Source organism: Aeromonas sp. s10, assembly GCF_040907975.1.
Classification (GTDB): Bacteria; Pseudomonadota; Gammaproteobacteria; order Enterobacterales; family Aeromonadaceae; genus Aeromonas; species Aeromonas caviae.
On the sequence record NZ_JBFOCV010000033.1, the window covers coordinates 351,498 to 372,612 of the forward strand.

Below are 21,115 nucleotides of genomic sequence, written 5' to 3' on the forward strand. Positions count from 1 at the left end.
ACGCCCGCTGCCCGGTCCGATGGCATGGGCTCATCGAACTGCCGCTTTAATCAATGGGTCAGTTGGCCAATTCGTTGTTCGAGCCATTGGGTGGAGGCCTCCCCCAGATTGCCGTGCAACTGGGCATTGCGATAGGCATCCAGTGCCCGCTGACGGTGTCCCTGACCATCCTCCGCCACCCCCAGTCCCAGCCACCAGCGCCCCTGATCCGGCTGCTGGCGCAGCAGCCTGACGTACATCTCGGACGCCTGGACAGGCTGCCCCAGCTCCTGGGCAAGACCGGCCCAGGTGGCGTAATAATCCAGATTGCTGGCAATATCGGGCTGATAGCCGGTGAGCCACTCCAACGCCTTCTGCCGATCCCCGCCGCTGATGGCCACACGGGCCAGTAGCAGACGCAGGTCCGCCTGCGCGGGATCCAGCCTCAGCCCCTCTTCCAGCACCTGGGCGGCCTCGGTCAGCCGTCCGGCGCCATAGAGCAGGCCCGCCAGCTGTTCCCGTGCCCCCTGGTTGTGGGGATCGTGGGCCAGCACCTCGTAGTAGCCATCCTGCGCCTCCTGCATCCGTCCCTTGGCCATGGCCGTGGTCGCCTTGCGCTCGGCCAGGGTGGCCAGCTCGGCGTCGGAGAGTTCCACCGTCTCGATCTTCAGGATCCCGGGTTTGCGCGGCGCGGCGGGTGCAGGCGCCTCTTCGGCGCTCTGCTCCGCGGCCAGCTCGGCATAGAGGTCCGGCTGCAGCTCCTCGTCGCTCGGGATCGTCTCGTCCCCCAGCGCTTCCTCCGGATTGCCCTCATCGGCGAGCACGGCCTCATCGGCCGGAGCCTGCTCGGCTGCGGAGGGGGCCACTCTCGCGGCGGTCGACTCGGCACTGGCGGCGGGCACCTTTGCCACTGGCGCAGCAGAGGAGACCGCCTGCGTGGTGGCCACCACCGCCAGGGGCGCGGATGGCGCCGCCGCAGGGACAGTGCGGAGGGCCTCGACCTGCGCCGCTGGCAGGGAGGCTCGCTGGCTCTGCTGCCAGAAGATCCAGGTGCGCCAGCCGAGGATCCCCAAGGCCAGGGTACACAGCAGGGTCAGCACCAGCATCCACCAGCCTTGCTGGTGCACCGGCGCCACATAGACGGCGGCTCCCTCGGCCTCTTGCTGACGCCTATCCAGATCTTTCAGCATCTGATTGATCACGCTCATGACCAGACTCCATACGCCAGGGCAGTGCCCAGCAACAACAACAGGGGCCACCAGAGGGTGAGACGGCCACGGCGGGCATCATCGGTATCCCGGATGGCGAGCCGGACCAGGGCGCTGTCGATCCGCCGCACACCGCGGCCATAGGCCAGCATCAGGCACTTCTGGGCCAGTATGTTGATGAGGCGGGGAATGCCGCGGGATGCGCGCCACAGCCTGCGCAGGGCGCGGCCATCGAACAGGGCGGCCCCGCGATAGCCGGACACCTGCAGCCGGTACTCCAGATAGGCCCGGGTCTCGTCGAGCCGCAGCGGCCGCAGGCGGTAGGAAAAACCGATGCGCTGGCGCAACTGGCGAAGACGGGGCTGCCCGAGCCTGGCATCCAGCTCGGGCTGGCCGAACAGCACGATTTGCAGCAGCTTGCTGGATTCGGTTTCCAGGTTGCCAAACAGCCGGATTGCCTCCAGGGTCTCGTCCGGCAGGGCTTGCGCCTCGTCGATCAGCACCACCACCCGGCTCCCCTGCCGATGCAGGGAGATCAGATGGCGGTGAATACGATCCGTGAGATCCAGCTCGCTCTCCCCCGCCAGCGTCAACCCCAGCTCCAGGGCCAGGGCCGTGCGCAGCTCCCCCGGAGTGAGATGGGGGTTGGGCAGCCAGGCCAGGCGCACCGGGCAGGCCTCGGAGCCGAGCTCGCTCAGCAGTTTGCGACAGAGCAGGGTCTTGCCGGTGCCGACCTCGCCGGTCACCTTGATGAACCCCTCCCCCTGGGAAAGCGCCCAGTTGAGCACCTGCATGGCCTCCTCGTGGGGGGGCAGGCCGTAATAGAAACCAGTGTTCGGGGTCAGGCCGAAGGGGGCCTCCCGCAGTCCGAAGTGGCTCAGATACATGCCCCCTCCCGGCCAGAGTCCCGGGTGCGCAGCCGCAGACAGCCCCGGATCAGCGACATGGCGCCACCGCCGTCGGGCAGGGCAGAGTGGCGGCAGCCGGGAGGCGCCGCCACATGGGAGAAGGAGTGCTCAACAGGCGCGTCATCCCGGATCAGCCCTTGGGGGGATACCATTTATCGAGCAGCTCGGAGGAGCGTTGCAGCTCTTTCTGCCAGGTGTCCTTTTCCACCACGGTGGGCTTGAGCAGGATCACCAGCTCCACCTTGCGGTTGCTCTCCCGGCGGTTGGTGAAGGCCTCGCCGACCCAGGGGATGTCACCCAGCAGGGGCACCTTGCTGACAATCTCCTGCCTGTCGGTCTTCATCAGACCACCGATGACGATGATGTCCCCATTGTTGGCCTGCACCACGGTATCGGACTCGCGGATGGAGCTCTTGGCCAGCGGCAACACCAGGGGATCGGCGGTGCCGACGCTGATGGTCTTGCTCTGCTCCTCGGTGTCGATGACGGAGGGGTGGATATGCAGCAATACCTTGCCCTGCTCGTCGATCTGGGGCGTCACGTCCAGGGCTATCCCCGAGAAGAAGGGGGTCAGCTCCACGTTCGGGGTGACGATGGGGGCCGAAGTCCCCGAGGTGGTGGTGGTGGTCGAGGCGTTGGTGACGAAGTATTCGTCCGTCCCCACCTTGATCACCGCTTTCTGGTTGTTGGTGGCCGTCACGCGCGGGCTGGAGAGGGTGTTCACGTCCCCCTGGGTCTTGAGCAGGCTGACCGCGACGTTGAAGTTGCCATCGGAGATGGTGAAACCGGCGCCCCCCCCCAGAGCCCGGAAGATCTGGTTGGGGGTCGAAGCGATGGGGCTGTCCATGAGGGAGCCGCCCCCCGTGATGCCCTTGCCGCCGTCCCAACTCGCGGAGAGGCCGCTCCAGTCCACCCCCTGCTCATAACCCTCGTTGAGGGACACTTCCAGGATCCGCGCCTCCAGCACCACCTGGCGCTTGAGGTGTTCGCCGGACTGGTCCAGGAACTCGCGCACCGCCTTGAGCTCCTTGGGATAGGCACGCACTGTGACCAGGCCCGCCTGGGGACTGGTGATGACGGCCCGCCCTTCCCCTGTGCCGATCAGGGTCTGCAGGGCATCCCGCAGATCGGTCCAGTAGTCGTTGTTGCTGTCCGTCTCGATGCGGGTGCCGTTGCTGTTGGTGTTGTTGTCACCGTTGGCGGTGTTGCCCTGGTTGTTGTTGTTGCCGCTGTTGTTCAGGCCGTTGTCGAAGTTGTTGTTATTGCCATTGTTGTTGTCGTTGGCCGTCACCCCGCCTGTGCTCACCGAGGTACGGGAGAGACCGCGCCGGGCCATCATCAGGTAGTTGACCGGAATGGTCTCGGTACGCAGACCGGCGGGATAGACGTGGAACACGTTGCCCTTGCGCTGTACGTCGAAGCCGTACATGTCGCCGACGGTCGCCAGCGCCTCCTGCAGGGTCACATCCTTGAGCTCTACCGAAATGACGCCCGCCACACCGGGATGGACCGCCACGCTGTAGCGGGAGCCCTTGAACAGGGAGCCGAAGAACTCCACCGCGTCCACGTCATGGGCCGCGATGCGCATCCGCTTCTCGGGAATGGTCATCGGCTGCTGGGGACGATTGAGCTGCAACAGCTCGCTCTGCACCGAGGGCGGCAGGGAAGTCAGGGGGGCGGTCGGGCTCTGCTCGCTCATCGCCTGCTTGAGTGCATCTTTGGCCTGTACCGGCTCGGGGTGACGATAGGTAGTGCAACCCGCCACCGCCAGCGCGAGGGGAAGCAGACAAAAATGGTGTTTTTTCATGTTATTCGTGCACCTGACTCGCTATGAAACTCGACAAACCTGGCCCGCACCATCCCGTGCGACACCCACTTCACATCCGGATCTTGCTGCCAAACAGGGTCAGTGTCTGGCGTTTGCCCGCTTTTTCCAGCACCACGCTGTCGGCGCTGATCCCCACCAGCCGGAATCCGTTGACCTGCTGGCCGACCCGGTAGCTTTGACCGTCGAGCACCGCCAGGGCGGGCCCGCTCCCCAGGATGACGCTCTGCAACCTGGGCAGACCGGCCTCCTTGGCGACACTCGCCGCCGAACCGGATCCCGCCAGGGGCATGGTGGGATCCTGCAGCACCTCGGCCTGGGCCTGCAGCGCGAGCAGGCTCCCCCACAGGGCCAGCCAGCGCCAGGATGAGAAGGCAAAAATGCGGGATCCCGTCCCGCCGACATGCCGCTTAACCACGGATGAACTCCTTGCTGGTGCTGAGGGTGTAGATCTCCATCGCTACCGCCGCCTTGGGATGCTCGACCACCCGGTAGTCAAAGCCCTTCCAGTAGAAGTGCCGAGGCAGGGCTTCGAGCGCTTTCAGGTACTGGTAGACATCGAAATAGCCGCCCTCCAGCTGAAGCCGGATGCCGTGCCTGAACAGGTTCACCTTCTGCTCCCCGGCCATCAGCGGCTCGGGCTTGAGGGAGGTGAGCGCCAGCATATGCAGGTTGGCTGAGCGGGACAACAGGGCCTCCAGCACCGCGGGCATTTCGTGGGCGGGGATCAGATCCACCGTCTGAGCCAGCAGCTCGGCATCCATCTGGCGCAGGGACGTCTCGACGCCGGCGAGCTGATCGCGCACCTGGGCATCGGGATCCCGCCCCAGCCTGGCCTGCTTGCCCTGGTTTTCCAGGGTCAGGATCTCCAGATCCCGCTGCGCCGCAGCCAGGGCCAGCCGATCCTGGCCCAGCCGGGTGTCGGCGTCATCCAGCCAGCCATAGATGCCCATGGCCCCGAGCAGCACGACCCCGGTCAACAGAATGAGGATCCGCTCGCGCAGGCTGAGGGCTGCGATCTGCTGCGCCCATCCCTGCCATTGTGCCTTCATGTCCATCAGGGAGTCTCCCGCGCTATGCCACTGAGCTGGAAGGCAAGCTGGCCCTCCTTGTCCCGACTCAGGGTGAGCTCGCCAAACTGCTTGCCCGCCAGGGAGGGGGTCTGCTTGAAGCGGTTCACCCAGGCGGGCACGTCCTGACTGCGTTCGGCCACGCCCGCGAGGTTGATGCGCCCGTCGCTAATTTCGATCCGTTGCAGGGAGAGGCGGGGATCCCGCAGGCGGGCAAGGTCCGCCATCACGCCCGCATAGCCCTGGGATTTTTGCAGGGAGAGGTGGCCAAGCTGCTGCATCAGCGCCTGTTTGGCCCCCAGCTCTTCCCGCTTGTCGGCCAGTTGCCGCTGCAAGTCTGCATTCGCCAGATGGCGCGCCAGCTCCGCATCGAGACGCCTGGCCTCGCCGCGCTGCACGTCGAGCTGTGCCCGCACGCCAGCCAATTCACGATCGAGGCCCTGCTGTTGCCAGCCATAGAGGAGGGTGGCCCCCAGCAGCAGCACCAGGACGCCGCCCCAGACCAACGCCATCTGGGGCAGGCTGGCCCACAGGCGTCTTGGCCGGAATTCGGCGCCATAGAGGTTGATATGGTGTTTCATCAGTCGCTCCTGCCCAGGGCCGCGCCATAGGCACTGAGGTATTCGACTCCTGCCAGTACCGCCTTGTTTGCCATGGCCGACACCGGGAAACCGAATGTCTGTTCCAGGTGACGCACCAGTACCCCCATGGCGGAGGAGGCGATGGCCAGTTGCAACTGGCCGGGCTCGGGCAGCTTGAGATGGCCAGCCAGATAATCGATGGATCGCTGGATCTCCAGCGCCAGCGCATCGAGCTGGTCGGCATCTGGCTCATGGCTGCCGGTGAGGCTCGCAAATCCGCGCAACTGGCGGGAGAAACAGAGTCCGCCCCGATGGAAGACCAGCAGTTGCAGCTCCTGCCCCCGGGGTTGCCAGAGCAGCATGCGCACCATCTGGTCCGCCTCGTAGAGGGCCGTCATGGCCAGCTCGTCACTGACGATGGCCTCCAGGGTTGCCGCGCCGTTGACCGCATCCGCCACCTGCTGCACCCGGCTCTTGGGCATGCAGACAACGTTGATGCGCGGACGCCCGGCAGGGGGCGTCGGCAGGTCCACATAATCCATGGCGAGCTGCAACACCGGCTCGTTGACGAAATCCTTGATGGCCCAGGGCAGAGCCCCCGCCATCTCGGCATCGGGGACGGCGGGCTTGTCGATCTGGATCTGCTGATAAAGGCTGGCCGCGAGGGCCACCCGCACCTTAGACTTGGCCAGACCGTGCCGGGAAAACAGCTCGGCCAGGGCCTTGGACCAGTCGTGGGGGCCGTTGACAGGCTGGCTGGCAAACACGGGAACGGGGTCCACGCAGGCCAGCAGAATGCGATCGCTGGCCAGCAGGATCCCGACCTGATGGCTGGAGGGAGAACGCCTGAACAGTGACTTCATCTGGATCTTCACCTGGCCGCGTAAAACGGACTAAACCTTAACATAAACAGGCTATTAGCCTCCAACTTTATGACAAACGACGCATCGACGGCCACGCTGGCACCCACGGGAGACGATCCCATGGCGCCCCTTCAGCTCCCCTCCCCCCTGCACCGGATCCGACATCCTCTGCTGGCAGCCCATGACGTCACGCTCTGGTGCAAGCGGGACGATCTGATCCACCCGACCCTCTCCGGCAACAAGTGGCGAAAGCTCAAATACCATCTGCAACAGGCACAGATGCTGGGCAAGGGCCACATCCTCTCCTTTGGCGGCGCCTACTCCAATCACATTCACGCCCTGGCCGCAGCAGGACTCAGACTGGGACTGCGCACCACGGGCATCATACGCGGTGAAGGGGATACCGTCAGCAATCCCACCCTGAAAGCGGCGAAAGGCTGGGGCATGGATCTCGTTTTTGTCGACCGGCAGGACTATCGCCGGCGCCAGGATCCCGAATGGCTTGCCCGGTTCGAGGATGACGACACCCTGCTGGTACCGGAAGGAGGCAGCAGCCCGCTGGCCGTCCCCGGAGTGGCCGAGCTGGTCGACGAGGTGCCCTTCTCGCCGGATCTCTGGGTGCTGCCCTGCGCCAGCGGCGGCACCCTGGCGGGGCTCATCGCGGGCAAGCGGGCGCAGGAGCAGATCCTGGCCATCGCGGTGCTCAAGGGGGCCGACTTCATCACCGGCGAGGTATGCCGGTTGCATCCGGCAGCGGCCACTACTCCGGGCTGGCGCATTGCGCTGGATCACCACGACGGCGGCTATGCCAGGTTCAGTCCGGCACTCTGGCAATGGGTGCAGGCATTCAGTGCCGAAACCGGCTTGCCGCTGGAACCCATCTACAGTGGCAAGGCGATGTGGGGGCTGTTTCGCGAACTGGCGGCAGGCCGCATTGCGCGCGGCAGCAAGATCATCTTCATCCACACCGGTGGCTTGCAGGGGCTGGCGGGCCTGCAGGAGCAGGGCCGCCTGTCACCCCGGCCGGGGCGCTAGTCAGGCAGGTTGAGGGGCTCGGGGTCGGCAAACCAGGGACCTTGACCGGCATGCACGCCTAGGTGTCGCAGCATCTTCCACTCGTCGCCACTCTCCACCCCCACCGCGATGACCCGGGTCTGGGTATTGGCACAGCCCCCCACCAGACTGCGTACCGCCATCTGGTTGACCTGGCGCAGGTGGATCTCCCGCACCAGGCTGGGGTGCAGCTTGAGGAAGTGGATCTCGAACTCCTTGATGTACTGGGTGCTCACCACGTCCTGGCCCGCATGATCGATGGCCAGCCTGCACCCCAGCATGCGCATCGCCCGAAGCGGCCGCTTGAGGGCCTCGTAGTGGCGGGTCACCTGAGACTCCGACAACTGCAGGATCAACCCCTCGTTGGTACTGCGCGGCAACTGGAACAGCTCGAAGAAGAGCTCGCGCTGGAACTCGCGGGTGAGCAGGTTCTGGGCGCACAGAGAGAGGCTGATGGGGCAGCTCGATGCCGGTCGCTGGCGCAGCAGTCGCAAGGCTCGGGCCACCACCAGCCTGTCCAGCGGCAGCAGCAGACCGGCCTTCTCCGCCATGGGCATGAAGACCCCCGCCTGCAGCTCCCGGCCCTGCTCGTCGTGAAGGCGGATGAGCAGCTCCTGCTGCAACACCACCTGATCCCGCTCCTGCTGCACTGGCTGGACGTAGAAGTCGATGCCCTGCTCCTCGATGCGACGGCTGATCAGGGTGCGCCAGCGCACCGTTCCCTTGCTGCTCGCCTCCTCGTTGAGGGATTTCTCGAACAAGAACCAGCCGCTGTGTCCTTGCAGGCGTGCGCTCTTGAGCGCCAGCTCTGCCTCTTCCTGCACCTTGAGCAGGGAATCCTGTGCCTGATAGCAGACCGCACCGAGATAGACGGCGGTGTCGGCATTGACCGCTTCGGGCCAGTGCAGCCGCTGCAGACTCTTGAGCAACTGGCTGGCACCGTCCACCATCTCGCTCTCTGACATGTTTGGCAGCAGCACGGCAAAGACCTGACCGGCATAGCGCGCCTGCAGGGCTCCGCTGTGCTTGCGCACGAAGGCGGCGATGGTGGCGCTCGCCTCCATCAGGAGTTCCTGGCTCGGGCGCCCGCTCAGCTCGGGATCCAGCTCCTCCAGACCGGCCAACTCGATCAGCAGCACACCGCCGCTGATCACGCTTGCCTCCATGATGGCGCTCTCCAGCCGGTTGTCGAAGAAGAGGCGGTTGCCGATGCCCGTCGTCTTGTCGACGAAGGCGTTGCTGCGGATGAAGTTGTCGAAGCGGCTACGCTCCTTGCGGGCGTCGGCCAGCTCGGTCAGCAGATGGGTGAGGGCCTGACTGGCCGAGACAGGCCACTCTTCGGCAGGATCATGGGCCAGCTTGGTCAGCTTGCCATCCAGGATCAGCTGGGCACGCTCCGCCAGCAGCTCGGCACCGCGCAACTGCTGACGCAGCCAGCGGATGGAGTACCAGAGCCCGAACACCACGATGAAGATACCCAGAGAGATGCCGAACATCGCCTTCATGGAGTACTCGAACTCCTTGAACGGCCTGTCCAGTTTGAAGTCGGCCCGCATCCCGGCCTGATTGGGGATCGCCTCGCTGTAGGCGATCAGCAGGCTCTCGTCCGTCTGCTGCTGCACATCGCGAAACCAGTAGACCCGCTGCTTGTCCTGACGGATCTCCAGCTCCACCACATGGGAGGCCCGCAACAGGGAGGGCAGCCACCGGGCAAGGGCTTGCTGGTCATCGGTCACCCCCAGTTGCTTGTCGATGATCTCCACCAGGGAGTCTACCCGGTTCTGCTGCAGCTCCATTCCCATCTGGCGGAAACTGAAGACCCCGCCAAGCATCACCATGGCCATGGCCGAGATCACGCACAGCGTAATAAAAGAGACGAGTTGAGTGGTCAGTTTCATGTGCCTTTCCGTAGCCGACAGCATCCATAGGGCATCATGGTATCAGCCCAGACCAAACGCCGCCTATGGATGAAGATCCCGCTTCTGCAAATAAGCGGGCGGCTGCGTCATGCGGCGCCGTTGTGCGGGCCACAAAAGAGGCATCAAGGGAGAGAGCGAGGGGACACAGGCTGAGGAGCGGACAGAAAAATGGTCCCACAACGGGGACCAAAAGAAACACTCATATCAAAACTAACACTCTGTGCTACTGACAAAAATAGATACAGGAGTATTGAACACACGGTGAGTCAAACCGCACCGCTACTTTAGCCACTTCAGATAAGCTGGACAATTGTCATTTATGACAGGTCAGCGATTGAATCTTGTTCAGGTGTGTAGCCATATCCTTTATTTATCAATTAATTATCGTTTTTGTTCCAAGTGTGACCAACTTGGCTCAAATCGATGCAGCTAATGCTATGATGCTTGAGTCTCAATCGGGTTGTTTCATTTCATGGAAGAAGGATGCTCACCATGTCAGCACGATCTCCGCTATGGATTCCTCTGGCCCTCTTCTGTGTGCCCCCGCTGCTGATGCTGTTGCTCACTCCCCTGTTGAGCGACAAGCTGGCTCACCACCTGCTGCAGACAAAGGAAAGGGCTCTGCTCGACTACCAGCAGGAGCGCAACCTGCTCCTGGATCACGATGTCCCCGCCCAACTCGCCCACTTTGCCTTCGATTGCGGCCCCACAGACATGGCGCTGCTGCGCTCACCCCAGTATTACAACCGCCATATTCGCCTGGCCGGCCTGCAGCTTGCCAACGGGAGCGGCTGCTCCACCCTGGGCCCCGCGCTGCCCCAGCTTGCCGACGCCGGCATGCCGGTCTCCCCTGATTTTCACCTCTCCAGCACGGCCCCCATGTTCGATACCGAACGCGAAACCCTGGTCTATGCGAGACGCAACGGCAATCTGGCCTATTGGGTGCTCGACAGCAGCTGGAGCCATGAGCTGCTGCGCACCCCCTGCAACGACTGTTTCTATCTGGAGTTCAACCACAAGCACCCGGCCCAGTTCGGGCTCTTTTTCCCCCGTGGCAACAAGCACATTCGAGAAGAAGCACACCCGATGCGGCTGCTCAGTTTCGACCCCCAGCATCAGGTGGAGCAGACCCTCTGGGCTGGCGAGGCACTGAAACGCTACGCCCGCTCACAGATACACCGCTATGGCCTCTGGTCGGCCGGGGCGCTGGGGGCGCTGCTGGCTGCCCTCTACTGGAGCCTTAGAAACTACCGGCGCTCCCTCAAAGGATTGCTGCAAAGAGGGCTGGCTCGGCGGGAGTTCATCCCCTTCTATCAGCCCATAGTGGACAGCAGAAACCGAAGGGTGGTGGGATTCGAGGCCTTGCTGCGCTGGCAGCGAGGACGGGATCTGGTGTCGCCAGGCACCTTCATCGCCTATGCGGAGGAGCAGGGGCTGATCCTGCCGATGACGGATCAACTGCTGGAGCGCATCCTGGCGGATCTCCCCGTCCTGGCCCCGCACCAGTGGGTCAGCGTCAATCTGGTGGCGGGCCATATCGAGCAGCCTCGTCTGCGCACCCAGTTGCAGCGCCATGGCTGGCCCTCGCCGGCCCGCCTCACCTTCGAACTCACCGAGCGGGATCCCATCAAGCACATCCAGGGGGCCATGGCGGAGATCGCAGCCCTGCAGGAGAGGGGCTATCACTTCAAGCTGGATGACTTCGGTACCGGCTATGGCGGCTTTGCCTACCTGCAACGGCTCGGCATTCGCCAGATCAAGATCGACAAGATGTTCGTGGATACCATAGGCACGGACGACCTCAAGCGCAGCGTGCTGGATGCCACCATCGCCTTCGGCCTCAAATCGGGCATGGAGATGATCGCCGAAGGGGTCGAAACCCAGGAGCAGGTGGATTATCTGTATCGCCACGGAGTCCATCTGATCCAGGGCTACGTCTATGCCAAGCCCATGCCCCTGAGCAAACTGAAGATCTGGCTGATGGCATGGCAAGAGGGCGAGACAACCAGCCCCTCCAACCCGCACTGAGGCGGTATCTGCCCCGCCTCTCACCCTTTGCAACAAAATGATGCTCCGCATGAGGAGCATCTCCCCTTATCATGGGTCTGTGCACCTTGGGTGCACCAAGTCGCTCCATACCCCGTCGGCCGAGGCCGCCCCGAGATGAGAACCACTGCCTATGAAGTCTTTTATCCGACAAGAGATTGCTCTGCCTGCCGGTCTGCTGACCCTGCTCTTCTTCAAAACCCTGGGGAGCGACCTGCTGGCAGAGACAACCCCCCTTGCGGTCTACCTGCCGGTGTCGCTGGCCCTGCTTGCCATCGTGACCTGGGCCATCTTCTCCGTCGTGCGTCACTCTGACGCCCTCGCCATCAAGCTCGGGGAACCCTTCGGAACCCTGATCCTGACCCTCTCGGTCATCTCCCTGGAAGTGGTGATGATCTCCTCCGTCATGCTGACCGGCGATCCCAATCCCACCATGGCACGGGACACCATGTTCGCGGTGGTGATGCTGGTCACCAACGGTCTGGTGGGCTTCACCCTGCTGTTTGGCGGCTGGCGCTATCACACCCAGAACTTCAATCTGGACGGGGTCAAATCCTATCTGGTGGCCATCATTCCCCTGGCACTGCTCTGTCTGGTTCTGCCGAACTTCACCCAGGGCGGCACTCTGGGCAGCCTCTCCAAGGCCATGTCATGGATGCTGATCATCATCTCCATCCTGCTCTATGGTGTCTTCCTGCTGATCCAGACCCGCAGCCACAGCCACTTCTTCGTCGACAGCGATCACGAGGATCTCGAGGATCACCACGGCCCGCTGCAGAGCAACGTCTATCACACCCTCTTGCTGCTCGCCTACCTGGTGGTGGTGATCCTGCTGGCCAAGACCCTGGCCATCCCCATCAACTACGGGGTACACGTGATGGAAGCCCCGATGGCACTGGGTGGCTTCATCGTCGCCTGTATCGTGCTCGCCCCCGAAGCGGTCGGCGCCATCAAGGCGGCCTTCAACAACCAGTTGCAGCGGGCCATGAATCTCTACTTCGGCTCCGTGCTGGCCACCATCGCCCTCACGGTACCCTCCGTGCTCTTCATCGGCTCCCTGATGGGGCAGGAAGTGCGCCTGGGCCTCTCCCCTGCCGACATGGTGCTGCTCATCACCACCCTCATGGTATGTAAAGTGACCTTCAGCAGCGGCCGCACCCACGCCCTGCACGGCGCCACCCATCTTGTGCTGTTTGTCGTTTACCTGTTCCTGATGTTTGAACACGGATAAGGCTGCCAGCACTCACCCCAGTGCTGTTCGTGGTTTATCTGTTCCGGATGTTTGAACACGGATAAAGCCGCCGCCTCTGTCTGCTGCCACTCTGCGCAGCGCACTTCCGATGGCCCCGACGCGAGGCGCGGGAGACGAAAATGAAAAGACCGCCCCATGGGCGGTCTTTTTTATGGTTGCTCAGGCTCCAATTCAGAGGCTGGGCAGGGTCCCTGCCGGGATCAGGTCGTTGTAGCTGGCACGGCCCAGCAGGGCGGCGGCCGCCTCGATGTCCGGTGCAAAGTACCTGTCCTTGTCATAGAAGCTGACCTCTTCCCGCAGACGGCCCTTGGCCAGCTCGATGAGCTCGGTGGAGCGCAGGGGAGCGCGGAAGTCGAGCCCCTGGGCCGCTGCCAGCAGTTCCACCGCCAGGATGCCGCGGGTGTTCTCGGCCATGTCCGCCAGCCGGCGACCGGCGAAGGTGGCCATGGAGACGTGGTCCTCCTGGTTGGCCGAGGTGGGCAGGCTGTCCACCGAGGCCGGATGGGCCAGGGTCTTGTTCTCGGAGGCCAGGGCCGCCGAGGTGACCTGGGCGATCATGAAACCGGAGTTCACCCCGCCGTTGTTCACCAGGAAGGCCGGCAGGCCGGACATGCGTGAGTCGATCAGCAGCGCCATACGCCGCTCGGACAGCGACCCGATCTCGGCGATGGCCAGGGCCAGGTTGTCGGCTGCAAAGGCCACGGGTTCTGCGTGGAAGTTGCCGCCGGAGATGATCTCCTCATCCTCGGCAAACACCAGGGGGTTGTCGGAGACCGCATTCGCCTCGCACACCAGCACCTCGGCGGCCTGGCGGATTTGGGTCAGGCAGGCGCCCATCACCTGGGGCTGACAGCGCAGGGAGTAAGGATCCTGCACCTTCTCGCAGTTGTGGTGGGACATGCCGATCTCGCTGCCGTCCACCAGCAGGTGGCGGTAGCAGGCGGCCGCATCGATCTGGCCGCGCTGACCGCGCACCTCGTGGATGCGGGCATCGAACGGCCGGCGGCTGCCGAGGGCCGCTTCAACGCTCATGGCACCGATGGTGATGGCGCCGGCGTAGAGATCCTCGGCATGGAACAGCCCTTCCAGCGCGAAGGCGGTGCTCGCCTGGGTGCCGTTGAGCAGGGCCAGCCCCTCTTTCGGCGCCAGGGCGATGGGCTCCAATCCTGCAATCTTCAGGGCAGTGGCGGCGTCGATCAGCTCGCCCTTGTGACGGGCCCTGCCTTCACCGATCAGCAGGCAGCTCATGTGGGCCAGGGGCGCCAGATCGCCGGAAGCGCCGACGGAGCCCTTCTTCGGCACCACGGGGTAGACCTCGGCGTTGATAAGGGTCATCAGGGCCTCGAGCACCGTCAGCCGGATGCCGGAGAAGCCACGGGCGAGCGAGTTGACCTTGAGCACCATCATCAACCGCACGGTGGCGTCATCCATGTACTCGCCAATCCCTGCCGCATGAGAGAGCACGATGGAGCGTTGCAGCTCGTCCAGCTGCTCCACCGGAATGCGGGTGTTGGCCAGCAGGCCAAAGCCGGTGTTGATGCCGTAGACCACCCGGTTTTGCTCGATCACTTTGGTGACCACGGCGGCGGAGGCGTGGATCCCCGCCAGGGCAGCCGGATCCAGGCTGACGTGTACCGGCTCGCGGCTGACACGACGCAGGGTGGCGAGGCAGAGTTTGCCCGGTTGCAGATTGAGTTCGAACATCTTATTTCACCCCTTTGCCGGTGGCGTCGATCATCGGCAGATCCAGTTTCGCATCAACGGCACAGTTGATGGCAATCTCGTAGCCGGCGTCGGCGTGACGCATCACCCCGGTGGCCGGGTCGTTGCGCAGCACGCGGCCGACCCGCTTGGCGGCATCGTCGGTGCCGTCACAGACGATCACCACGCCGGAGTGCTGGGAGAAGCCCATGCCGACCCCGCCACCGTGGTGCAGGGAGACCCAGGTCGCACCGCCGGCGGTGTTGAGCAGGGCATTGAGCAGCGGCCAGTCGGAAACGGCGTCGGAGCCATCCATCATGGATTCGGTCTCGCGGTTCGGGCTCGCCACCGAGCCGGAGTCCAGGTGGTCACGGCCGATGACGACCGGAGCCTTCAGCTCGCCATTCTTCACCATCTCGTTGAAGGCCAGGCCCAGACGCACCCGATCCTTGACGCCAACCCAGCAGATCCGCGCCGGCAGGCCCTGGAAGGCGATGCGCTCGCGGGCCATGTCGAGCCAGTTGTGCAGGTGGGGATCGTCCGGGATCAGCTCTTTTACCTTCTGGTCGGTCTTGTAGATGTCTTCCGGGTCGCCGGAGAGCGCTACCCAGCGGAACGGGCCAATGCCCTCGCAGAACAGCGGGCGGATGTAGGCCGGCACGAAGCCCGGGAAGTCGAAGGCATTCTTGACCCCCTCTTCCAGCGCCATCTGGCGGATGTTGTTGCCGTAATCGAGCGTGGCGGCGCCGCGGGATTGCAGGGTCAGCATGGCTTCGACCTGACGGGCCATGGAGCGGCGAGCCGCCACGTTGACCTCGTCCGGTGCGCTCTTTTGCAGATCGCGCCATTGGGCCACGCTCCAGCCCTGGGGCAGGTAGCCGTGTACCGGGTCATGGGCGGAGGTCTGGTCGGTCACCACGTCCGGCGTGATGCCGCGAGCCACCAGCTCGGCGAAGACGTCGGCGGCGTTGCCGAGCAGGCCGACGGAGACGGCGGTACCGCTGCGTTTGGCCTCCTCGACCATGGCCAGCGCCTCATCCAGGCTGTGGGCCTTCTTGTCGACGTAGCGGGTACGCAGACGGAAATCGATACGGGTCTCGTCGCACTCCACGGCGATCATGGAGAAACCGGCCATGGTGGCGGCAAGGGGCTGGGCACCGCCCATGCCACCCAGGCCCCCGGTCAGGATCCAGCGGCCTTTGGGTTCACCGTTGAAGTGCTGGTTGGCCACCGCGAAGAAGGTCTCGTAGGTGCCCTGCACGATGCCCTGGGTGCCGATGTAGATCCAGGAGCCGGCGGTCATCTGGCCATACATCATCAAACCCTTCTTGTCGAGCTCGTTGAAGTGCTCCCAATTGGCCCAGTGGGGCACTAGGTTGGAGTTGGCGATGAGCACCCGCGGCGCATCCTTGTGGGTCTGGAACACCCCGACCGGCTTGCCGGATTGCACCAGCAGGGTCTGATCGTCCTCGAGCCGGGTCAGCACCTCGACGATCTTGTCATAGCAGGCCCAGTTGCGGGCGGCGCGGCCGATGCCGCCGTACACCACCAGGGACTGGGGATGCTCGGCAACATCCGGATCCAGATTGTTCATCAGCATCCGCAGTGGCGCTTCGGTGAGCCAGCTCTTGGCTGTCAGCTGGGTGCCGTGGGGAGCACGGATCACGCGGCTCGGATCGTGGCGGGGATCCTCGTGTTGTACAGACATAGACACTCCTTGTTTAGCGATGCAGTCAGGCGGCGCGGTGCGCCACTACTTGGTCAACTGGTGAACCAGGCGCGCAGCCACGCGGGCACTGCGGTTGTCCTGATCCAGGTTCGGGTTGTACTCGGCCAGATCGGCGAGCCTGAGCTTGCCGCTGGCCCGGATATGGGCGATGAGCGGTTCGATGACCGCCAGCTCCACGCCGCGAGCAGCGGGAGCGCTCACTCCCGGCATCACCGCCGCCGGCAGCACGTCGAGATCGATGGTGAGATAGAGGTGGTCGCAACGGGCGATGAAGGCATCCAGCCCGCCTAGCAAGGCTGGCAGCTCGGTCTGCGTCATCGCCTCGTCCAGCACGTGCCAAACTCCCAGCGCCTCGGCGCGGGCAAAGAGCGCCGCGGTATTAGCGGTTTCGGCCACCCCGAGACAGGCATAGTGAAAGGGGGTGCCCTGGGCGGCGCACTGCTCGGCAATCTGGAAGAAGGGGGTGCCCGAGCTCGCCTGCTCCTGTTTCATGCGCAGATCGAAGTGGGCGTCGAAATTGATGATCCCGACCCGCCCTTCGCCGCCAAGATGACGGTTCAGGCCGCTCCAGCTGCCGAACGCCACCTCGTGGCCGCCTCCCAGCACCAGGGGGAAGTGCCCCTGATCCAGCGCACTCGCGACCCGCTCGGCCAAGCGCCCGTGGGCGGCATCGAGATCGCCGTCCTCACAGGCCAGATCCCCGCCGTCATAGACGGGGGCGCCCAGATGCCAGGCCGTGTTGGCCAGCAGCTTGCGCACCGCCAGCGGTGCACCGGCCGCGCCTACTCGTCCCTTGTTGCGGCGGACCCCTTCGTCACAGGCAAAGCCGAGCAGCACCACGCCGGGTTCGCGATTCTCCTGCCAGGGTTGCACCCTATCGTGCCAGCGCAGAGCCAGCTCGCCGTCTTCGGGATCCTGACGCCCCTGCCAGACCGACATGTCGATCCCGTTGAACTTATCCATGAAGGGTCTCCTCCCCGTTGACCACACGGCTCACCAGCTGATCGACGCCGATGAGGTAGCTGAGCTCGGCCGGATGGCCGCAGTTCCAGACAAGGAAATCCGCCAGCATGCCGATCTTGAGCTGCCCCAGCCGTTCCTGCTCGCCAAGCGCCCTAGCGGCGTGGCGGGTCACCCCGGCCATGGCCTCCACCGGAGTCAGGCCAAACAGGGTGCAAGCCATGTTCATAGCCATGCGCAGGGAGACGATGGGGGCCGTGCCTGGGTTGATGTCGGAAGAGACAGCCATGGGTACCCCCGCCTTGCGCAAGGCGGCGATCGGGGGCAGCTTGGTCTCCTTGAGGAAATAGAAAGCGGTCGGCAGCAGGGTGGCGACCACGCCACGGTGGGCCAGCGCCTGGATCCCGTCCTGATCCAGATATTCCAGATGATCCACCGAGAGGGCACCGAAGTGGGCGGCGAGCGTGCTGCCCCCCAGGTTGGAGAGCTGATCCATGTGTCCTTTCACCGCGAGGTTGTACTGATCCGCTGCCAGATAGACCTGCTCGGTCTGGGCAAGGGAGAAGCCGATGTGCTCGCAGAAGACATCCACCGCATCCGCCAGACCTGCCTCGGCCGCCGCCGGGATGATCTCCTGGCAGATGGTCTCGACCCAGGAGTCGGGATCGTCGCGATACTCCGGCGGCACCGCATGGGCCGCCAGCAGCGTGGTCTTGACCCGGATGGGCTGCGTCTCTCCCAGACGACGGGCCACCCGCAACATCTTGAGCTCGTCTTCCAGGGTGAGGCCGTAGCCGGACTTGATTTCGACTGTGGTGACCCCTTCCCGGATCAGGGACTTGATCCGCGGCAACGCCAGCTCATAGAGCCGCTCCTCGCTGGCTGCCCGGGTGGCGCGCACCGTGCTGATGATACCGCCCCCCTTGCGGGCAATCTCCGCATAGGGGACTCCCTTCTGGCGAAGTTCGAACTCTTCGGCGCGGCTGCCGGCGAAGATGAGGTGGGTGTGACAATCGATAAGACCGGGGGTGACCAGCTTCCCCTTCATGTCCTGCCAGGAGGCGGCATAGGGGCCCTTGAGATCCTGCATGGGGACCAGAGCGTGGATCTTGCCATCCCGCACGCCAAGGGCATGGGGCTCCAGCAGGCCGTAGTCCGCCAGATCGGGGCGCAGGGTGGCGGGTGTCACGTTGAGCCAGACCCGCTCGCAGTTCAACAGTTCCTTGTTCATACCGACCTCTAAATGTATATACAATAATTTATAGCCGATCTCTGAAAAGAAAGGAAGGATCAAGTTCACATCTTGATAACAGCGGCTTTATTAGAGTGTAAGCACAAAAAAGCCCACCGAGAGGTGGGCTTTTAAATGCTTAATTTGTATATACAATTATGCGAGGCGCGTCTTGGAGCTCAGCTTGTAGCGGGAACCCGGCGACAACAATCTGGCATAGGAGACCAGACAACCGTCTGACCAGGTGCGCCGGTGCAGCAGCAGGCAGGGGGTGTCGACCCTCACTTGCAGCAGTCCAGCTTCACCAGCACTCGGCAACACGGCTTCTACCACGTGCTCCATCTCGGAGAGGGGGCAGATCTCCATCAGATAGCTGTTTGGCGTCTGCTGGGTGAAATCCTGCTCGCCATAGCCGGGCAGTCGCTCGGCATCGACGAAGCGCTCCTCCAGTTGCAGCGGCTCCCCATCGGCCTGATGGACGATGAGGCTGTGAAAGGTGGGCGCCCCGACCCGCAGGCCCAGACGCACCGCCACTTTCTCGTCGGCGGCCTGACGTTGCAGCCGGATCACCCGCGCGCTGTACTCGCTGCCCCGCTCGGCGATCTCGTCTGCAATATTGCGAATCGCCAGGAGCGGCGACTCGGTACGCCTGTCGGCCACGAAACTGCCGGATCCGGCGGTGCGCACCAGCCAGCCTTCGGCCACCAGCTCACGCAGCGCCTTGTTCACCGTCATGCGGCTCACGGCAAACTGCTCGCACAGGGCGGCCTCGGTCGGGATCCGGTCGCCCGCCTGATAGTGGCGTTCGCGGATCCCGTCCAGGATGTGCTGCTTTATCTGAAGGTAGAGCGCAGGAGCCACCGGATGGTCCTCAGCGGCGACGATGGGGCGGACGCATGTCCGGCCAGGCGCGATAGACGTCCGGGATCTGGTCAGGGCCGCTGATGCAGAGATCGAGATCGTGCAGCAGGCCATCCTTGATGCCGTAGATCCAGCCGTGCACCGCCAGCTCCTGCCCCTTGCGCCAGGCATTCTGGATGATGGTGGTGTGACAGACGTTGGCGACCTGCTCGGCCACGTTCAGCTCGCACAGGTAGTCGAAGCGCTCGTGCTCATCCTCGATGGCTTCGAGCTGTTCGCCGTATTTGAAGTAGACGTCCTTGATGTTGCGCAGCCAGTTGTCGATGAGACCCAGCTCCTGGTTCTGCATCGCAGCCTTGACCCCACCGCAGCCATAGTGGCCGCAGACGATGATGTGCTTCACCTTGAGCACCTCCACCGCGTATTGCAGCACCGAGAGGCAGTTGAAGTCGGTGTGCACCACCAGGTTGGCGACGTTGCGGTGGACAAAGACGTCCCCCGGCAAGAGCCCCATCAGCTGGTTGGCGGGAACCCGGCTGTCGGAACAGCCGATCCAGAGGTACTCGGGTGCCTGCTGGGCGGACAGGGTAGCGAAGAAATTGGGATCCTCGGCCTTGATCCGTTCCGCCCACTCGCGGTTGTTGGTAAACAAGTCGTTCAACAGTTTCACTTCTGCTCTCCCTACTGTGGCAATGGCGGCAACATACCATACACAAGGGTAACCAAGGCAAGGCCGACCAGATCCCCGCAAAACAAAAACAGGGCCATCAGGCCCTGCTTCTTACCGGAGGAGGCCGTCAGGCATCCATGGCATCTTTCAGCTTCTTGAGCGCGTTTTTCTCAAGCTGGCGCACCCGCTCGGCCGAGACGCCGTAAGTATCGGCCAGCTCCTGCAGGGTGGTCTTGCTCTCGTCATCGAGCCAGCGGGCACGGATGATGTGCTGGCTGCGCTCGTCCAGGGTCGCCATGGCCGCACTCAGACGACGGGTGGCATGGCTGTCCCAGTTGTCGTTCTCGATGTTCGCGGCGAGATCGGAAGATTTGTCTTCCAGATAGTGCACCGGCGCGAAGCCACCCTCGTCTTCATCGTCACCGACCAGATCGAAAGCCTGATCGTAATTGCTCATGCGCGCTTCCATCTCGGTGACGTCGGCAGCGGATACCCCGAGGTCGGCAGCCACGGCCTGCACCTCTTCGTGGTTCAGCCAGCCCAGACGCTTTTTTGACTTGCGCAGGTTGAAGAACAGCTTGCGCTGGGCCTTGGTGGTCGCCACCTTGACCATGCGCCAGTTGCGCAACACATATTCGTGGATTTCGGCCTTGATCCAGTGTACGGCGAAGGAGACCAGACGCACGCCCACGCTCGGGTCGAAGCGTTTGACGGCTTTCATCAGGCCGATGTTGCCTTCCTGCACCAGATCGGCCTGAGGCAGGCCATAGCCGGAGTAGCTCTTGGCCACGTGAACGACAAAACGCAGGTGCGACATAACGAGCTGGCGTGCAGCTTCGAGATCGCCATCCTGCTGCAGACGCATCGCCAGTTCGCGCTCTTCCTCTGCGCTCAGCACAGGGATCGAGTTGACGGCCTGGATATAGCCTTCCAGACTACCTTGCGGAATCAGAGCCATAGTGCGTTGCAATGAAGTTCCCATGTTCTACCTCTTACTTTTCAATCGAATCAGTCTAACACCCTGAGAAGACGTGTCTACCGACCAGGTATCATTCTGCGTGCTGCATCATACATCACCCCAGCATGAACCCGGCCTATCTTAGGCTGACGGCATGAATCATAAATGAACAGTCAAAAAAAAGGGGTCACAGTAAAGGACCCCTGAAAAGTAGCATGCTAAGTCCATTGTTGCGGAGCTCGCAACCTTCACATGCTTGCCAAGTCAGACGAGCAAGGCATAGGGGCCATACCCGTATTCA

19 protein-coding genes are annotated in these 21,115 nt (G+C 63.5%); 3 read left to right on the forward strand and 16 right to left on the reverse strand.

All coding sequences use genetic code 11. From position 1 onward, the window contains the following. Positions 1 to 50: 50 nt before the first annotated feature. From AB5Y59_RS10810 to AB5Y59_RS10845, 8 genes are all read right to left on the reverse strand, one after another. Complete coding sequence (locus tag AB5Y59_RS10810) at positions 51 to 1,187, reverse strand: tetratricopeptide repeat protein (protein WP_368211967.1); 1,137 nt, start codon at positions 1,185 to 1,187, stop codon at positions 51 to 53. Continuing rightward, positions 1,184 to 2,074 (reverse strand): ExeA family protein, encoded by an 891-nt coding sequence (locus AB5Y59_RS10815; RefSeq protein WP_010672622.1) that lies wholly within the window; start codon positions 2,072 to 2,074, stop codon positions 1,184 to 1,186. Before AB5Y59_RS10815 ends, AB5Y59_RS10810 begins: the two co-directional genes overlap by 4 nt. Next, positions 2,065 to 2,247 (reverse strand): hypothetical protein, encoded by a 183-nt coding sequence (locus AB5Y59_RS10820; RefSeq protein WP_319860150.1) that lies wholly within the window; start codon positions 2,245 to 2,247, stop codon positions 2,065 to 2,067. The genes AB5Y59_RS10815 and AB5Y59_RS10820 overlap by 10 nt, the downstream gene beginning before the upstream one ends. Further along, positions 2,226 to 3,902 (reverse strand): pilus (MSHA type) biogenesis protein MshL, encoded by a 1,677-nt coding sequence (mshL, locus tag AB5Y59_RS10825; RefSeq protein ID WP_263309439.1) that lies wholly within the window; start codon positions 3,900 to 3,902, stop codon positions 2,226 to 2,228. The genes AB5Y59_RS10820 and mshL overlap by 22 nt, the downstream gene beginning before the upstream one ends. A 70-nt stretch (positions 3,903 to 3,972) precedes the next feature. Beyond that, a complete protein-coding gene (locus AB5Y59_RS10830; protein ID WP_045522999.1) occupies positions 3,973 to 4,302 on the reverse strand; it encodes an MSHA biogenesis protein MshK in 330 nt (109 codons plus the stop codon). A gap of 28 nt (positions 4,303 to 4,330) precedes the next feature. Next, complete coding sequence (locus tag AB5Y59_RS10835) at positions 4,331 to 4,978, reverse strand: MSHA biogenesis protein MshJ (RefSeq protein ID WP_109421903.1); 648 nt, start codon at positions 4,976 to 4,978, stop codon at positions 4,331 to 4,333. Beyond that, positions 4,978 to 5,571 (reverse strand): PilN domain-containing protein, encoded by a 594-nt coding sequence (locus AB5Y59_RS10840; protein WP_216944789.1) that lies wholly within the window; start codon positions 5,569 to 5,571, stop codon positions 4,978 to 4,980. The genes AB5Y59_RS10835 and AB5Y59_RS10840 overlap by 1 nt, the downstream gene beginning before the upstream one ends. Next, a complete protein-coding gene (locus AB5Y59_RS10845) occupies positions 5,571 to 6,434 on the reverse strand; it encodes a hypothetical protein (protein WP_041214302.1) in 864 nt (287 codons plus the stop codon). The genes AB5Y59_RS10840 and AB5Y59_RS10845 overlap by 1 nt, the downstream gene beginning before the upstream one ends. Positions 6,435 to 6,554: 120 nt before the next feature. Here AB5Y59_RS10845 and AB5Y59_RS10850 point away from each other — a divergent pair, with 120 nt between their 5' ends. Continuing rightward, complete coding sequence (locus AB5Y59_RS10850) at positions 6,555 to 7,469, forward strand: 1-aminocyclopropane-1-carboxylate deaminase/D-cysteine desulfhydrase (protein WP_368211968.1); 915 nt, start codon at positions 6,555 to 6,557, stop codon at positions 7,467 to 7,469. Here AB5Y59_RS10850 and AB5Y59_RS10855 read toward each other — a convergent pair. After that, positions 7,466 to 9,385: an EAL domain-containing protein gene (locus AB5Y59_RS10855; protein WP_069652323.1), complete on the reverse strand. Its 1,920-nt coding sequence runs from the start codon at positions 9,383 to 9,385 to the stop codon at positions 7,466 to 7,468. The genes AB5Y59_RS10850 and AB5Y59_RS10855 overlap by 4 nt on opposite strands. A 513-nt stretch (positions 9,386 to 9,898) precedes the next feature. Between AB5Y59_RS10855 and AB5Y59_RS10860 the strand changes: the two genes are divergently transcribed. Both AB5Y59_RS10860 and AB5Y59_RS10865 read left to right on the forward strand, forming a co-directional pair. Further along, complete coding sequence (locus tag AB5Y59_RS10860) at positions 9,899 to 11,434, forward strand: EAL domain-containing protein (RefSeq protein ID WP_368211969.1); 1,536 nt, start codon at positions 9,899 to 9,901, stop codon at positions 11,432 to 11,434. A 151-nt stretch (positions 11,435 to 11,585) separates the two neighbouring features. Further along, positions 11,586 to 12,683 (forward strand): calcium:proton antiporter, encoded by a 1,098-nt coding sequence (locus AB5Y59_RS10865; protein ID WP_010672612.1) that lies wholly within the window; start codon positions 11,586 to 11,588, stop codon positions 12,681 to 12,683. Between the two features lie 192 nt (positions 12,684 to 12,875). Here the strand turns inward: AB5Y59_RS10865 and hutH are convergent, their stop codons facing one another. The 7 genes from hutH to rpoH form a co-directional block, all read right to left on the reverse strand. Then, positions 12,876 to 14,408 (reverse strand): histidine ammonia-lyase, encoded by a 1,533-nt coding sequence (gene hutH, locus AB5Y59_RS10870; RefSeq protein ID WP_368211970.1) that lies wholly within the window; start codon positions 14,406 to 14,408, stop codon positions 12,876 to 12,878. 1 nt (position 14,409) lies between these two features. After that, positions 14,410 to 16,113, reverse strand: coding sequence for a urocanate hydratase (hutU, locus tag AB5Y59_RS10875; RefSeq protein ID WP_368211971.1), 1,704 nt, complete (start codon positions 16,111 to 16,113; stop codon positions 14,410 to 14,412). Between the two features lie 45 nt (positions 16,114 to 16,158). Then, entirely contained in the window at positions 16,159 to 17,097 is a 939-nt protein-coding gene (hutG, locus tag AB5Y59_RS10880) for a formimidoylglutamase (protein ID WP_113069482.1), read from the reverse strand. After that, on the reverse strand, positions 17,090 to 18,325 hold the full coding sequence (gene hutI, locus AB5Y59_RS10885) for an imidazolonepropionase (protein ID WP_368211972.1): 1,236 nt from the start codon (positions 18,323 to 18,325) through the stop codon (positions 17,090 to 17,092). The genes hutG and hutI overlap by 8 nt, the downstream gene beginning before the upstream one ends. A gap of 156 nt (positions 18,326 to 18,481) precedes the next feature. After that, complete coding sequence (hutC, locus tag AB5Y59_RS10890) at positions 18,482 to 19,186, reverse strand: histidine utilization repressor (RefSeq protein WP_041212197.1); 705 nt, start codon at positions 19,184 to 19,186, stop codon at positions 18,482 to 18,484. Between the two features lie 10 nt (positions 19,187 to 19,196). Next, positions 19,197 to 19,856 carry a carbonate dehydratase gene (gene can, locus AB5Y59_RS10895; RefSeq protein WP_010672606.1) on the reverse strand — a complete coding sequence of 220 codons (660 nt, stop codon included), beginning with the start codon at positions 19,854 to 19,856 and terminating at the stop codon, positions 19,197 to 19,199. Positions 19,857 to 19,983: 127 nt separating this feature from the next. Continuing rightward, positions 19,984 to 20,838: an RNA polymerase sigma factor RpoH gene (gene rpoH / locus AB5Y59_RS10900; RefSeq protein ID WP_029313526.1), complete on the reverse strand. Its 855-nt coding sequence runs from the start codon at positions 20,836 to 20,838 to the stop codon at positions 19,984 to 19,986. Positions 20,839 to 21,115: the final 277 nt, after the last annotated feature.